Source organism: Rhizobium acidisoli (assembly GCF_002531755.2).
Taxonomy (GTDB): Bacteria; Pseudomonadota; Alphaproteobacteria; order Rhizobiales; family Rhizobiaceae; genus Rhizobium; species Rhizobium acidisoli.
Window position 1 is genome coordinate 419,985 of the sequence record NZ_CP034999.1, and the last position, 15,903, is coordinate 435,887.

Genomic DNA, 15,903 nt, shown 5'->3' on the forward strand with positions numbered 1-15,903 from the left:
CATGGAGGGCGCGGACAAGGCGCGCCCTCTTCACCCTCGCAGATGGAAGTGTTCATGAGTATGCTTGTCGAGATGGTCGGCATCAACAAGTCCTTTGGTGCGGCCCAAGTCCTGTCGAATGTTCAATTTTCGCTTGAACGCGGCTCCGTCCACGCATTGATGGGCGAGAACGGGGCGGGAAAATCCACGCTGATGCGAATTCTGGCCGGCGTCTATCAACAGACCGCTGGACGCATCCGTCTGCGAGGAGAAGAGGTGACCTTCCGGTCCCCCAAGGAAGCGCGTCTCGCCGGGGTGTCGACGGTGTTTCAGGAGTTCACCCTGATCCCCAATCTCACGGTCGCCGAAAACATGTTTCTGGGGCACGAACCGCGGCGTGCCGACGGGTCGATAGACAAGGTGGAGGTCGTCGAGCGATCCCGCAAGCTACTTGCCGACGTATTCCCTCAACTGGACGCCATGGCTATCGTGGAAACGCTGACGGTTGCCCAGCAGCAGGCAGTGGAAATCGCCAAAGGCCTGACATCCAATGCCGATGTCTTCATTTTCGATGAGCCCACCGCGGCACTAAACTCGACGGACGTCGCTCATCTCTTCAAGGTCATCCGCGATCTGAAGGCGCAAGGCAAGGCCGTCGTCTACATCTCGCATCGGATGAACGAGGTGTTCGAGCTGTGCGACACGATCACCGTCATGAAGGACGGGGCCTGGGTAAAGACGGCCAGGGCGGAAGACTTCAATCTCCAAACGCTTGTCGCAACCATGGTTGGACGGGAGCTTCAGAATTTCTTTCCGCCGAGGGCACAGGCCATTGGATCGCCGATGCTCGACGTGGCAGGGCTTCGTCTCAATGACCATGGCCCGCCAGTCGGTTTTTCCGTACGCACGGGCGAGATCATCGGGCTCGCCGGGCTGGAGGGCCAGGGGCAGCGTGAAATTATGCGTGCAGTCGTCGGGGTCGAAACCGTGGCTGCCGTGACCGTCCGGCGTCGCCGCGACGATAGCATGATCGGTGTGAACGTATCCTCCGGCTTTTCGAGTGCGATCTCAGCCGGCATTGGTTTCATTCCTGAAGACCGCAAGCAGGAAGGCCTGTTTCTTCGGCTTCCGATCTACGACAACATCGCACTTGGCAAGCAGTTGAACCGGAACATGGTGAGCGTTGCATGGCGTTCCATCTCCAGGGTTCACGATGTCATAAAGTCGCTCCGTGTTGCGGCCGCCGACCCGGCCTCGCCCGTCGGAAAACTTTCGGGCGGAAACCAGCAAAAGGTGCTTCTTGGCCGCTGGCTGCTGTCGGGGGTCGATATTCTTGTCATCGAGGAGCCGACACGTGGCGTCGATGTCGGCGCGAAAGCGGAAATCTACAAGCTGCTTCGCGATTTTGCCGATCGTGGCGGTGCAGTGATCGTCTCCTCGCGCGAGCACGCCGAACTGATCGGGCTCTGTGACAACATCCTGGTCGTTCACGACAGGAAGATCGTCGGGCAGATGCCCGCGCTTGATGCCACAGAAGAAACCATTCTGGGAACCGCACTCGGCTCGAACTCCGCGCACGATCCGCGCGCCGCTGTTCATTGAGGAGGATATATGAATACCATCCCAAAGTTCCTGAAGACACCTTATAGGGCGGGTGCGATCCGGCTGTCGATCGGGACGCTACTCGTCCTTGTGGTCGCCTCGATCATCCTGCTTCCAGAATTTCTGGCGACGGAGAATCTGTCGAACCTGCTGGCCCAATCGACTGTTCTTGTCATTTCTGCCCTTGGCCAGACCTTTGTGATCCTGACGAGCGGCCTCGATGTTTCCGTCGGTTCGATCATCAGCGTGACGACCACGATCATGACACTCGACATGCCCGAGGTTGCCCGTGTCATGCTTTGCATTGCGGTTGCGATCGCATTCGGACTGGCGAATGGATACGGCGTAGCCAGGCTCAACGTCCATCCGATCATCATGACCCTGGCTACCATGGGTATCGGCCAGGGATTGGCGCTTATCATTCTTCCTATCCCCGGCGGGAAGGTGCCTGAATGGCTTTCGGCCTCAGTCGCGGGTTCGGTCGGGCCCGTGCCGAACTCGCTGCTCTGGCTGATCGCCGCCACCTTCGTTGCCGCCTGGTTGCTTTATCGCAGGCCGTTTGGCCTCTACCTGTTCGCCTCGGGGGGTAACGATTTCAATGCCCGCATGAATGGCGTCCCGGTCGAACGCACAGTCATCAAGGCCTACATCCTGTCGGCGCTATTTGCTTGCGCTGCCGGGATGTTCCTCGCCGGCCGCCTTGCCTCGGGCGATCCCAAGGGGGGCGCCACATTCGGAATTGAATCCGTTACCGCAGCAGCGCTCGGGGGTGTTCACCTGGCTGGCGGTATTGGCAGCATCCTCGGCACTGTGGCCGGCGCGGCTATCCTCGGCATCGTCAACAACGTGATGAACCTCGCCAACGTCTCGGCATTCCTCCAGTCGGTCGTCAAGGGCCTTCTGCTGCTGGCACTCGTCGTCTCGCAGCGTCGCAAAACGATCGGACTTTGAAAGAGATGGACCGCTCGATGACCACAACGGATGCGAAAATTGAGACGCCATCCCGCACTCTCACCGCAAGACGCGTGCTTTCCTGGGTGCTCGGCTTGCCCCCGGCATATTACGTGCTCGCAATCCTGATCGCTGTGGCCCCCGCGGTAAGTGCGACGCTGATCAATCCGAACTATTGGTTCGTGATCCTGAAACAGTCAGCGCCGCTCGGGATCGCGGTGCTGGCGCAATCTCTTGTCATGCGGGTGCGTTCGATTGATCTCTCGGTCAGTGGAGTGTTCGCTTTTTCGATCTATCTCGCCAGCTCCGGGCTCCTCAACAGTTACCCGCCCTTCGTCACGGTCCTGATGCCGATCGTCATCGGCCTTGCCGTCGGTCTGATCAACGGCGCCCTCGTGGCCTATGTCCGCGCCTCCGCGGTCATCGCGACGCTGAGCGTATCGGCGATCCTCATCGGAATCGTCCAGTTCATGAGTTCGGGCCGTGCACCGGGTTCGACACCAAGCTGGCTTCGCGTCCTGACGAGCGGGAACATCTACGGCCTGTCTTACTCCGTTATCGTCTGGATCGGGATTTCCGTGGTCGTCGCACTAGCTTTCCGCTTCCTGATCCTCGGGCGCTACTTCCGCGCTGTCGGCGACAATCCGAGGGCGGCGGAGATAACAGGCATACCTCTGGCCCGCACGATTTTTGTCTCCCATACGCTTGCGGGCACGCTGACGGGCATCGCCGCCCTGGTTCAGGTGTCGGCGCTGGCCGTTGGAACGATCAAGCCCGGCTTCGACACGTTCATGAACGCTCTCGCCGCGACGATTCTCGGTGGGGTGACGTTCGGCGTCGACCGCGGCGGCGTCGCGGGGCCTTTCGTGGCGGTCGTCGCCTTCAGTTTCCTCTTTGCGATGTTGACGGTGTTCGGCATCCAGGAGCCCGGCAAGCTTATCGTCCAGGGCGGGATCATCGCTCTTGCGGCAATCATTTACGGAGCACGCGTCGGTCGCGTCTAGCCCACACAGGATCTGCCAAACCGGTCATTCCCGGTGTCAACCCGGGAGAATGCAGGAGAAAAGCATGGTGAAGATAACGGCGGCTGTGGCCGTAAAACCGAAAGCTCCGCTTGAGTTTCGTGAACTTGAGCTGGCGGATCCCGAAGGCAATGAAATTCTCGTGCGGACGTTCGCCACGGGCATCTGCCATACCGATCTGTTGCTCCGTGATGGGATCTTTGGGCCTCCCGCCCCGGTCATACCGGGACATGAAGGTGTTGGCATCGTCGAGGCCATTGGAGCGGACGTCCAAGGTTTAAGGGTCGGCGATCACGTTGCGCTCAGCCAGAGTTCATGTGGCTTCTGCGGCGACTGCCGGCGCTCTCACCCGATGAACTGCCAGAACTACACCCAGTACAATCTGACGGGGCTTCGTCCGAACGGCAAGAAGGCCTTGCTCTGTGATGAAGTCGGCATCGGCAGCAACTTTGTCGGCCAGTCATCCTTTGCGACCCACATCCTGGCGACCGAAAACAACGCCGCGCAGCTTCCCAGGGATTTCGACCCGACGAATGCGGCCCCGCTCGGTTGCGGCATGGCAACGGGAGCAGGTACGGTTATCAACGCCATGAAGCCGGAGATCGGACAAACCATTGCCGTGTTCGGCGCGGGAGCAGTGGGCATGGCTGCGGTGATGGCCGCCAAGGTCCGGCGGTGCAGCAAGATCATTATCATCGACCTGAACGAGCAGCGTTTGGCGATGGCCAAGACGTTGGGCGCGACCCACGCCATCAACGGCCGGGACCCAGACGTCGTGGAGCAGATCCAGGCCTTGACGGGCGGCGGTGCCGATTTTGCGATCGACGCCGTGGGTATCATTCCCGTCATCCTGAACACGATCAAATGCACGCGGGCAGGGGGCCATGTCGTCCTCCTCGGTCTCGACGCGCTTGGCAAGGATATTCCAATTCCGCTGGACCTCATGGTCTTCAACCGGAAAATTCAGGGTGCCATCCTCGGAGACCAGATTCCGCAGCTCTTCATTCCCCAACTGGTCGAACTAAACCAGGCCGGCCTGTTCCCGTTCCAGAAGCTGATCACAAAGTATCCGTTCGAGAAAATCAACGAGGCCATCGCCGATGCCGAAGCTGGCCGCGTGATCAAGCCTGTCATCGTCTTCAACTAGGAGCTTCCAACATGCCATCGAGCAAGTCCGACGAACAGCATCTCATTGTCGAGTTTAAAACATCGACGCGTAACCGGGATCGTGTCAACACACTTCTCCAGGAGTTTGTCGGCCCTGCCCGCGAGGAAGAGGGCTGCCTTTACTACAATCTCTACCAGCGCTCCGACGAGCCGAATACGTTCTTCATTCTCGATGGTTGGGCGAACGAGGAGGCAGCCGCGCGTCACGGAGAATCTGCGAACGTCAAGCGTGTTCTCGAACCATTGCTTCCGTTGCTGGTAAGCCCACCTTCCATCATCGTGAGCAGTCGTATCAGCGACTGAGCTTGTGATCGTGCAACACCGAAAGACGCGCTCGATCCGAGGCGGTTTTTCAAAGGCTCGCGGGAGGACGAAATGGAGCATCGAGTTGTCATCGTGGGAGGCGGTTTCGCCGGCCTCCAATTGGCCAAGGATCTCAAATGTCCAAACCTCTCGATCACGATCATCGACAGACGCAATCATCACCTGTTCCAGCCGCTGCTTTATCAGGTCGCCACGACCGTCCTGGCGACCTCCGAGATTGCCTGGCCCATTCGCGCAGTATTCCGTGGAAGGAAAGATGTCACGACGCTTCTTGGCGAGGTCGTGGGCGTCGATGTCGAGAAGCGGTCCGTCTCGCTCAAGGGCGGTCATGCCATTCCCTACGATACCCTTGTTCTCGCAACGGGGGCCCGTCACGCGTATTTCGGCCGGGATGAATGGGAGCCCTTCGCGCCCGGGCTGAAGGCCTTGGAAGACGCCACCACCATCCGCCGCCGCCTTCTCCTGGCGTTCGAAAAGGCGGAGCTGGAAACCGATCCCCATGCACGCGCGGCAATGCTGACCTTCTCGATAATCGGTGCGGGGCCGACAGGTGTCGAAATGGCCGGGATCATCGCTGAATTGGCTCAAAGGACGCTTGTCGAGGAATTCAGAAACATCGATACGACTTCGGCGCGCATTCTTCTTGTAGAGGCAGGGCCGCGTGTTCTGCCTGTTTTCCACGAGGCGTTATCGCAATACGCCGAGCGGTCCCTTGCGTCGATGGGCGTCGAGGTTCGCACAGGACGGCCGGTAACCGACTGCACCGAGGAAGGTATATCGATCGGGGACGAGTTCGTCCCGAGCCGAACGGTCATATGGGCGGCGGGCGTGCAGGCATCCAAGGCCGCCGTGTGGGTCGGGGCGGAGACAGATCGAGCAGGGCGGGCTATTGTGCAGCCCGACCTCACGGTCTCAGAACAGCCGGAGATCTTCGTTGTCGGCGATACAGCTTGCGTCAAGACCGATGAGGGATCGCAGGTTCCTGGTATCGCGCCTGCTGCAAAGCAGCAGGGAAAATACGTCGCCCAAGTGATCAAGGCCCGCCTTAAGCAGCGCTCAGCGCCGCCTCCCTTCAAGTACAGGCATCTTGGTAATCTTGCCACCATAGGGCCAAGCTCCGCGGTGATCGATTTCGGCAGGCTTCGGCTCAAGGGCTCCATCGCCTGGTGGATCTGGGGCTTTGCACACATCTACTTTTTGATCGGAACACGGAGCCGAATGGCGGTCGCGCTGAGCTGGCTTTGGGCATTTACCTCCGGACATCACTCTGCCCGCCTTATTACCCAGAAGGAGACGCTGAAGGGCGAGGTCTAGCAGGGATTCATCAGTGACCTGGCGGACGCACGCCACGCATTCGTGGGTATTGCGCGGAAAGACCTTGTCAACTGCAGCTTATTGAAGGAACGACACATGAGCGAGTTTTTGAAAGACAGCATTATCGTTCCACCGACCTCGACCGTGGAACGCGACAATGGCGAGTGCCTATCTGAGGGCCAGTCTGCAATAGACGTTGACGCGCTCGACGATGCTGCGCGTGCAAGCGTTGAGGGCCAAACGAATGCCGTACGCGTCAGAGAGCCGCGTGTGAAAGCGTAGAACTTTCCGGAAAGATGCCGTTCCCCAGAGACATCCATGGGCTGTTCCATGGAAGGTCCAACTGTGGCACGGCCAGACTAAACCGACGCGCGCGCCAAAGACCTCGTGAAGCCGGACGTCGAAAAAGCCGACGGATCCGTCGATCATCCTTCCATGTCCTCGTGGCTGCTTGGGGTCGGAGAGGCGGGAGACAACGTGATTTGGAGATAGATGTGTGGTTTCCCTGTTGAGATACGAACGAGTTGCTGGATCTCACGATTTCACACATGGACCGTTTTCCGCGTGAAACCAGGATCTAAGACTCACAACGCTTGCCGGACGCCGCCGACGGAAGGGTTTATCGAAGGAGGACAGACCGCTGCCGGCTCTCATGCAAGCAAAGTATGCGTGTTGGTGGGCGCGTCAAACCCGGTCGGTTTCTGTCTTGCGCAGTCTTTTCTCGAAACTGGCTACCGTGTCGCCGTAGGCGACCTCGACCCTTCAGACTTCAGTTCATTAACCGCAGTCTCGGGGGCGAATTTGTTTCCGGTTAAGGTCAATTTGAATAGGGACGTGTATGTCAATTCAATGGTCGATCAGGTCTACCTACGCTGGAGCCGGGTCGATATTCTGGTGAACATAGCCTTCCGTCGCCGTGAATGCGCCGATCCGCTTTCCGCTGCGGATCTTGGGCTTGATGCCGTCTCCAATCTGATAAGGGTGACAAGTGCTTTCGGCTCCCGCCTCCAGGGAGAGGAACTCGCTGTTGTGAATATCGCGTGGTTTGACGAGCAGTCGCTGCTAGAGGCCGACCGCGAAGCTGTGCTCCAAGCGGCCTTGCGAACTATGACGAGTGCGATGGCGAAGAAGTATTTCGACTCGGGGCTTCGGATAAACGCTGTTCATACCAGACATGCGGTTTCTACATCTTACGTTCAAAGTGAGACGCTTAGGACACTTGTTCAAGCTGTCCAATTCCTCGCAAATCCAGAACTGTCTGGAAAGCTCACGGGGAACGTCCTGCACATCGACCTGAAACCTGACGATAGTCCTTTCCGAGGATAATTCGCGAAGAAATTAACTTGTAATTAAGGTTGATAGTTTGAGCGTCAATTCGACGCGGAAATCCTAATAAGATGTAAATAACTTTGCTTTTCCGCATTCGGACATTCTTCCTCTTCGTTTAGGTCGAATAACTAAAACTTCAGAAATGGGTGGCAGTGCCCGCTTTAGTCATCTGGAGGTTTTATGTTCGTCGATCGCTTGCTATCCGCTTTCAGCATCAGAGCGAAAGTCTTATTAGTACTGGTGCCGCTTGTCATGATACTGGCGGCCGTCGGTGTCGTGAGCCTACAGGCGACCGGATTGCTGCAATCTCGCCTTCGGCTATCGAGCGAAGTTCTCGAGACTTTGAGCGGATTTCGGGACGTCTCTGAGAGCATGAACCGGTTTTTGGCGCAGAGTTCTACGGATAACCGTGATGAGGCCCTGGCAAGTCTAAGGGGGCAGAGCGCCACGATGCTGTCGCTTCAGGAAGTCGCCACTGACGTTGGTAGTGACACTCGTGCTCTTGAAAGCAGTGAGTCCGCGATGTCCGCGATTTCTGACAGCATGGACCGCATGTGGTCCCTGCACAACGATGAGCTGTCCATTCGTCGTGACGTTGCCGCGAGCTTGACCGAGATCAAGCAGGTCGCGGCCGACCTGAAGCTGGCCGCGGTTAAAGCCCGTGCGCAGGTCCGCAACCAGGAAAACTCTGGCAAAACGATGCTCAGAGAGGCTACCCGCTCAATCGACACGGCGGCAATTATGCAGCGGTTGTCGGAAAATTTGGTGAATCTGCCGGCCAGCGCGATGCAAACCCCCGAGGCACAGCAACAGGCGCTCATGATCAAAAAGGCGATGAAAACCGTCAAGCGCGTCGTTGCAACGGGCGATGGTGGACAAGCAGTCGCAAACTTGGAACAGGCAATCTCCAGCGTCGTCGCCAATTCCGGGCTGGATAGCGCTTTCCTTCACAGCCTTGGGATCGACCTTAGTGCGTTTGCCCCGCGACTGCGAGATGACGCCATACAGCACATGATCGAGGGAACCCACGCAGTTCGAGCCTTGGATAAGCCATTGGCGGAATCGGAGACGCTCGTTGCGGCAGTGGCATCGGTAGGCCAGGATGCCGATTCGATAGAGATTGAGATAAACAACCTGTTGCGGGCGGCCAGCACTGAAAACCAGGAGCGACTCGTTGAGCAACTTACGAAACTGACGCGTGACACCGTAGCGGTTGGAGGCGTAGCCGGTTCATTGCCAGACTTCCCCAAAATGGAGGAGACCCTCTACTTACAGGGGGATGCCATCGAACAGAATACCGAGAAGTTGGTCAAGATCGCGGAAGGGCGGCAGGCGCAATACGCAGAGGCGGATAAAACCGTCCAGTCGATATGGAAAAATCTCGTGTCGTTCGCGTCGACTCAGGAACATGACGCTCACCGGGAAAGTGATTTCGCCCGACTATTGTCCGCAGCTGCTACCGTCTCCGGTGTTTTGGTCGCCCTCTTAGCCGGAGCCGGCCTGATGGTGACATTGCGCGCTCCAATCGAACGGATCGCAAGGCGCATGCAGGGGCTAGCAACCGGTGATCTTCAATCAGACATCGTTGGCTGCCAGCGGAAAGACGAAATTGGCGATATGGCTCGCGCGCTTGAAGTTTTTCGCGGAAATGCGGTCTCGAAGCTCGAGGTTGAAGCGCGTGCGCAAGACGACCGTAAAACGGCTGATCAGGAGCGGACGGATCGTGAGTTTGAACGTGCTCAGCTTGAGAAAGAAGTGTCCAGCGCTGTACAAACACTCGGGGAGGCACTCTCTAGATTGGCGCGAGGAGACATCTCGCAGACCATCGACCGCCACTTCCATCCCAATCTCGAGCAACTGCGGCGTGACTTCAACCACTCACTGTCCGTCCTCAGAGATACCGTGTCCCATATCGACGAAAACACCCAACAAATCAAATGGGGAACCGACGAACTTTTCAAAGCCTCTGATGATTTGTCACGCCGGACTGAACGACAAGCTGCTTCTCTCGAAGAAACCGCAGCAGCCGTTGAGCAGGTGACTGCGACGGTGAGGAACTCCTCGGAGAATGCCTGTGAGACACAAGCGTTTGTTTCTGCAGTCAAGGAACATGCAGAGGGCGCGGCTATCATTGTAACTGATGCTATAAGCGCCATGGCACGAATTCAGGATGCATCTTACAAGATCGGTCAGATCATAGGATTGATCGACACGATTGCATTCCAGACGAACTTGCTTGCGCTGAATGCCGGCGTTGAAGCAGCTCGTGCCGGCGATGCTGGAAAAGGCTTCGCGGTTGTGGCACAAGAAGTCCGCGAGCTTGCCCAAAGGTCGTCAGCCGCAGCGCTCGAGATCCGGCAGTTGATTTCAGAATCTTCGTCAGAGGTGGCCGTCGGTTCGGATTACGTCGGCAAGACCGGGGAGGCTCTGCACAGTATAGCGGCATCAATCGTGCAGATTTCTGATCGCATCGACCAGATTGTGAGTTCCAGCCGCGAACAAGCGACTTCGCTGGCTGAGATCAATAACAACGTAAATGTTCTTGATCAGGGGACGCAACAGAATGCAGCCATGGCTGAGCAGACGAACGCTGCAACGAAGACGCTTTCTGATCAGACTGTCGAACTCAGCGAACGGCTTGCTGGGTTCAAGTTAACAGATGATAGGCCGGCTCATCGGGTAAGTGTCGCTGCATAAGGCAGCCGTAGTTAGATTAGAAGCATTCCGATGGCGGGCCATGCGGCCATCCAATCGAATGAAGGTTACATAACCGAGCGCACGATTTTGCTTCGATGCGCCGGTCTCTCTCCTGGTAGCTCTTTGTCGCTCTCCGTCGCGCAGGATTCAGCACGGCCCGGGTCAACCTAAAGACAAAGAAACTATCTTCCAGTGTTCAGACTTTGAAAGGTGTCTATCCGTGTGCGTACGTGAGTTGATTATTGGATTTTTTCTCGCCGCAACGCTGGCCATGCCGCTGACGGTGAAGGCTGGTGGACTTAGTGAACTGCCACGGGAAGAGCGGAAGACCTACGAGTTATTGGACCCGCGGTTGCCCACGGGAGAATCTGTATTTCGAAATTTCAGAGCAAAGCGAGCGCCACCGTGGAAAATTGGTTACGCCTCGAGCTACGCTGATAACACATGGCGTGCGAACGTCCTTGATGAGTTTACAAATGAGCTTCTGCCGACTTTTAAGAAGGCTGGGCTGGTATCCGAGCTCGTCGTTACACAGTCCAATCTCGATGATAACGCCCAGATCAGCCAAATGCGGCAGATGGTAGATGATGGTGTCGACGCCATAATCATATGCTGCTCTAATCTTACAGCGCTCAACCCGACAATAGAGTACGCCTATTCGAAAGGCGTGCCTGTTATCTCATACTCCGGTTATGTGACCTCGCCGTTCGCAATCAATGCGACAGAGAATAACATGCAAGGCGGTTTTGAGGCGTCAAAGTGGTTGGCTGAAGAGATCGAAGGCAGCGGCAATGTGTTGCTTGTGTCCGGAATCACTGGCTTCGCCTCCTCAGACAGCTTCCAGGTCGGCGCCACAAAAGCCTTGGAGTACTATCCCGAGATCAACGTCGTCGGACAGGTTGACGGGAAATGGACAGACAGCGTCGCCCAATCAGAAGTGCAGAAATTTCTCGCCGCTAACCCTGGCCGAATTGACGGTATTATTGTTCAGTCGGGAGCTGAGTCTGGTGTGATCAACGCCGTCCGCCAGTCCGGGCGCGAGATAGTGCCGATCGTGCTTGGCGGAGAGGCTTCGGCATCATGCTACTGGCGTAAGAATCCTGAATTTGTGAGCAGGAGCTTTCACTTCTGGCCGCCGCGCTCCGAGGCTCGTTTCGTATGGGACGTGATGATGCGTACTCTGGAGGGCCAAGGTCCGAAGATACAGTCCATTCTGCGACCGGCAATTCCTTACACGATCGATGATGTAAAAGCGGATTTGCCAGCCGATTGCGATCCCAATAGTGAAGACTGGCTCGAGCCGAAGGATGCAGCTTGGTGGACTGCTGCCGCTGCCGCTAAATATTTCGACAATCCAGCAGATCCGCTTTCTTGGAGGCCAACAAACTGATCTTGTACGCTGTATAGGCGGCGAAAAGCTACCCCGCCCGGCCTGGGGCGGGGTTGACGACATGAGGGGATGCCGCTGGTCGCGTCAGCAGGAATTCTAAAAACGATCCGGTTCCGATGGAACGTAAGCGCGAATTTCTGCGCACCTTCTGAAGCGCAGTGCTCTCAGGCATGAAGTGTCCACCAAAATAGGTGGACACCAAATCATGGATGAAGATGCTCCTAAACTGCAGGTGCGGCTTGTTGGTCGCGACGGCCGCCGTCGATATGACCCTGCCTCGCGAGATCAGCTTGTCGCAGCGTGTTTAGAGCCCGGCGTTTCGGTCTCTCAACTGGCGCGGGAACACGGCGTGAATGCTAATCTCGTACGCAAGTGGATGAAGAAGACCGGGCTCTGCACGGCGACGCGGACGGATGAAACTATTACTAGCCGAAAAATTGTTTCCCGAGACCGGCGGCGTCGTCATCGGCGAGCGCTATCGCGTCGACCGCGACAGCACTGCATCCCAGCCGTTTCGCGCCGGCAGTGCCGAGACCTGGGGAGCAGGTGGCAAGTCGCCGCTGCTTTGCTTCGACGGCTCGTCTCATGGCATCGTTTTCGCCGGATCGGGCGGCTTCAAGACGACGTCAGTCACGATTCCGACGGCGCTGACATGGGGCGCTGCGCTCGTCGTCCTCGATCCGTCGAACGAGGTCGCGCCAATTGTGTCGAAACACCGTGGCAACGCCAACCGCGACATCTTCGTCCTCGATCCGAAAACGCGCTCTCGACTGGATCGGCCGCTTCGGCGAAACGAAGGAGGAGGATATTGCCTCCGTCGCATCGTGGATTATAAGCGACAGCGGTGGCGCCCGTGGGGTTCGCGACGACTTCTTCCGCGCCTCGGCCTTGCAATTGCTCACCGCGCTGATTGCCGACGTTTGCCTCTCCGGCCACACGACGGAAAGCGACCAGACGCTCCGGCAGGTACGCAAAACTTGTCCGAAGCCGAACCCAAACTGCGAAAGCGGTTGCAGGAAATCTACGACGATTCAAGTTCAGATTTCGTGAAGGAAAATGTCGCGGCCTTCGTCAACATGACACCGGAAACCTTCTCGGGCGTCTATGCCAACGCGGTCAAGGAAACCCACTGGCTATCCTACCCGAACTACGCCGCCTTGGTGTCGGAAACGAGTTTTACGACGGGTGATCTTGCAGACGGAAAAACGGACGTTGACCTGAACCTGATCTGAACCCTTCAAACTGGACCAATTTTGGTTAGAGTTTTCCGGTGCATTTTCCTGGCTGGGAAAGGGACCAGAAGACGATGAAAGCATCGCAGTTTTCGGACGCTCAGAAGGCGTTCATTCTGAAGCAAGGTGATGAAGGCGTGTCGGTTGCTGAAATCTGCAGGAAGGCGGGGATCAGCCAGGCGACTTATTTCAACTGGAAGAAAAAATATGCGGGCATGCTGCCACCGGAGATGAAGAGGCTGAAACAGCTCGAGGACGAGAATTCGCGCCTGAAGAAGATCGTCGCGGATCTGACGCTGGACCGCGAGATGTTGCAGGATGTCATCCGCCGAAAGCTCTAGGAGGCGTGGACTCTTGGGATTCCCAGAAGAGCCGTGATGTGATTCAAGACTGCTTTTTGGAGGCAGTCATGGGTGTTCTTGACCGTTTGATTCTTCGAGACGATCAATGGGATCGGATGTCGCAGCATATTATCGGCGATGATCGAACGCGTGGCTCTTCGGGTCGCGACAACCGCATGTTCGTCGAAGCGGTCTTGTGGATCGTGCGTACAGGCTCGCCTTGGCGCGATCTGCCGGACGCGTTCGGCGATTGGAACAGCGTGTTTCGTCGCTTCAGCCGGTGGAGCCAGAAGGGTGTCTGGTGGCGTGTCTTCGAAGCGATGTCGGATGACAGCGATTTTGAATATTTGATCGTCGACAGCACCATCATCCGGGCTCATCAACACGCCGCCGGTGCAAAAAAGGGGCTGAAGATCAGGCCGTTGGCCGTTCCCGCGGCGGCTTGAGCACCAAAATTCACATGGCAGTGCGTGGCCTTGGATGCCCTGTCCGCTTCGTGCTCACCGCCGGCCAGAAAGGCGATGCACCACAGGCCGACGCCTTAATCGACGGCATGCCAGCCGAGGTCGTGATGGCCGATACCGCCTACGACAGTGACCGGCTACGCCAGGCTATTGCCGCCAAGGGCGCGAAAGCGGTGATACCAAACAATCCATCCCGCGCCCGCAAATACCCACTCGATAAGCAACTCTATGTGCGGCAATCCACTCAGTCGCAGGTTATAACCAATCTGGAAAGCCAGCGACGGCAGTATGATCTTGTTGACATTGCGCGACACCACGGCTTCAGCGACGTCGAGGTGATCGACGACGACCTCGGGCGCTCTGCCAGCGGAACCGTCGCCCGTCCGGGCTTCGATCGTCTCGTCGCCCTGTTGTGCGCCGGCAAAGTTGGTGCCGTTTTCTGCTTCGATGCTTCACGGCTTGCGCGCAACGGTCGGGACCGGCATCACCTGCTCGAACTGTGCGGCCTGGTCGAAGCCCGCGTCATTGACCATGACGGCGTCTACAATCCATGTCGACCCAACGATCGGCTGCTGCTGGGAATGAAGGGCAGTATCAGCGAGTTCGAACTGGGCGTGCTGAGAGCCCGGATGCTCGATGCCGCCAGGTCGAAGGCGCGCCGTGGCGAACTGCGACTTTCCGTTCCGTTCGGCTACATTTGGCATCGGGAGGCCGGGCTTGGGCTCGATCCTGATCTGCGTCTGCAAGAGGTAATTCGATCCATCTTCGCCCGCTTCCACGACCTTGGAAGCGCGCGTCAGGTGCTGCTGTCGATGACGAAAGATCAGATTCACTTCCCTCGACCGTCGGATGAAGGGCGCATGACCAAGCCCGTTGATCTCCCGCTCGATGTCGAACAGGGCATCGATCCGTTTGACAGCCTCCAGCGCCAGCGGCGAGATCGGCATGGCACGGCTGCCGCGTTTGGCATTCGTGGCAATGTCAGCGAGCACAAAGAACTTGCGGCGTGAGTGCGCCCAGCACGTGCCTGCGTCAGCGGATCGGGATCGCGGTCAACCTTGAACAGGGGATTGTAGCCGCCATAAGCATCCGCTTGGAGAATGCCGGTGAAGGTCTTCAGGTGGCGCTCGGGATGCTCCTGCCGCCGGTCCCGCGACGCATAGTAAAGAGCTGCGGGTGGTGACTGCCCGCTGAACGGTCGGTCATCCCGGACATATGTCCAGATGCGCCCCGTATCGGTTTTGCCTTTCGCCAGGATCGGCACGGTGGTGTCGTCGCCATGCAGCCGCTCGGCGGCCAGAACATGCGCCTCGATCAACGAATGAATGGGCTTCAGCGCCGCCGCGCAAGCACCGACCTGGTCGGCCAGTGTCGATAAGCTGAGGTCGATCCCCTCTCGGCCATAGCGCTCGCTCTGGCGGTTCAGCGGTTGATGCTGGGCGAACTTCTCAAACAGGATCATCGCCAGCAGGTTCGGCCCGGCAAAACCGCGCGGCGTCACATGGAAAGGTGCGGGCGGCTGAGTGATCTTCTCGCATTCGCGGCAGGAGAACTTCTCCCGCACAGTCTGGATGACTTTCCACTGGCGCGGGATCACCTCCAGCGTCTCGGTGATGTCCTCGCCGAGCTTCGACAGCCTGGCGGAACCGCAGCAGCGGCAACTCGTCGGGGCGGCGATGACGCCGCGCTCGCGCGGCAGGTGTTCGGGAAACGGCTTCCGTGATGGACGCTTTCGCTCGAACGCCCGGACTGTAGAGGCCTTGGCAGCAATCTCCGCCGCCAGTTCGTCTTCACCAGCGTCGGCTTCGAGTTCCTCGAGTTGCAGCTCCATCTGCTCGAGAAGTCGCGCCTTGCGCTCGGACCGGCTGCCGTAAAGTTCACGGCGAACCTTCTCGATCTCCAGCTTCAACCGCGCGATCAGCGCTTCTGAATGTGACACGAGCGCCTTGGCACTGGCGGCTTCCGCCTCGGCTTTCATACGCCGGGCACGCTCTTGCGCCAGCAGTGCAAGCGCACTGGCAAGATCGTCAGGAAGCTGTTCGGCCGCATCGTTCATGGTAGGATGGAATCATATTCGACCCAGCCATTCCA

Annotated in this window: 10 protein-coding genes and 6 pseudogenes; 15 read left to right on the forward strand and 1 reads right to left on the reverse strand. The window is 57.9% G+C overall.

What is annotated here, in order from left to right; translation table 11 throughout:
• The first annotated feature begins 54 nt into the window (after positions 1–54).
• From CO657_RS24365 to CO657_RS37490, 15 genes and pseudogenes are all read left to right on the forward strand, one after another.
• Complete coding sequence (locus CO657_RS24365) at positions 55–1,581, forward strand: sugar ABC transporter ATP-binding protein (protein WP_172599261.1); 1,527 nt, start codon at positions 55–57, stop codon at positions 1,579–1,581.
• A gap of 9 nt (positions 1,582–1,590) precedes the next feature.
• The gene (locus tag CO657_RS24370) at positions 1,591–2,532 is read left to right on the forward strand and encodes an ABC transporter permease (RefSeq protein WP_054185542.1); all 942 of its coding nucleotides are present in this window, start codon (positions 1,591–1,593) and stop codon (positions 2,530–2,532) included.
• 5 nt (positions 2,533–2,537) lie between these two features.
• Entirely contained in the window at positions 2,538–3,536 is a 999-nt protein-coding gene (locus CO657_RS24375; protein WP_054185543.1) for an ABC transporter permease, read from the forward strand.
• A gap of 64 nt (positions 3,537–3,600) precedes the next feature.
• Positions 3,601–4,701 (forward strand): NAD(P)-dependent alcohol dehydrogenase, encoded by a 1,101-nt coding sequence (locus tag CO657_RS24380; protein WP_054185544.1) that lies wholly within the window; start codon positions 3,601–3,603, stop codon positions 4,699–4,701.
• Between the two features lie 11 nt (positions 4,702–4,712).
• A complete protein-coding gene (locus CO657_RS24385; protein WP_013984706.1) occupies positions 4,713–5,024 on the forward strand; it encodes a putative quinol monooxygenase in 312 nt (103 codons plus the stop codon).
• Between the two features lie 72 nt (positions 5,025–5,096).
• Positions 5,097–6,359, forward strand: a complete 1,263-nt coding sequence (locus CO657_RS24390; RefSeq protein ID WP_054185545.1) for an NAD(P)/FAD-dependent oxidoreductase — start codon at positions 5,097–5,099, stop codon at positions 6,357–6,359.
• Between the two features lie 96 nt (positions 6,360–6,455).
• Entirely contained in the window at positions 6,456–6,641 is a 186-nt protein-coding gene (locus CO657_RS24395) for a hypothetical protein (RefSeq protein WP_054185546.1), read from the forward strand.
• Between the two features lie 387 nt (positions 6,642–7,028).
• Entirely contained in the window at positions 7,029–7,685 is a 657-nt protein-coding gene (locus CO657_RS24400) for an SDR family oxidoreductase (protein ID WP_245487158.1), read from the forward strand.
• Between the two features lie 183 nt (positions 7,686–7,868).
• On the forward strand, positions 7,869–10,385 hold the full coding sequence (locus CO657_RS24405; RefSeq protein WP_054185547.1) for a methyl-accepting chemotaxis protein: 2,517 nt from the start codon (positions 7,869–7,871) through the stop codon (positions 10,383–10,385).
• 271 nt (positions 10,386–10,656) lie between these two features.
• On the forward strand, positions 10,657–11,775 hold the full coding sequence (locus CO657_RS24410; protein WP_054185554.1) for an ABC transporter substrate-binding protein: 1,119 nt from the start codon (positions 10,657–10,659) through the stop codon (positions 11,773–11,775).
• Between the two features lie 205 nt (positions 11,776–11,980).
• A pseudogene (locus CO657_RS24415) lies at positions 11,981–12,160 on the forward strand (transposase); the annotation flags it as partial.
• 2 nt (positions 12,161–12,162) lie between these two features.
• Positions 12,163–13,001 (forward strand): annotated as a pseudogene (locus tag CO657_RS24420) (type IV secretory system conjugative DNA transfer family protein); the annotation flags it as partial.
• 80 nt (positions 13,002–13,081) lie between these two features.
• A pseudogene (locus tag CO657_RS24425) lies at positions 13,082–13,342 on the forward strand (transposase); the annotation flags it as partial.
• Positions 13,343–13,416: 74 nt separating this feature from the next.
• A pseudogene (locus CO657_RS37485) lies at positions 13,417–14,096 on the forward strand (IS5 family transposase); the annotation flags it as partial.
• A pseudogene (locus CO657_RS37490) lies at positions 14,097–14,420 on the forward strand (recombinase family protein); the annotation flags it as partial.
• 165 nt (positions 14,421–14,585) lie between these two features.
• On the opposite strand, the pseudogene tnpC reads toward CO657_RS37490, so the two are convergent.
• Positions 14,586–15,868, reverse strand: a pseudogene (gene tnpC, locus CO657_RS24435) (IS66 family transposase); the annotation flags it as partial.
• Between the last annotated feature and the right edge of the window lie 35 nt (positions 15,869–15,903).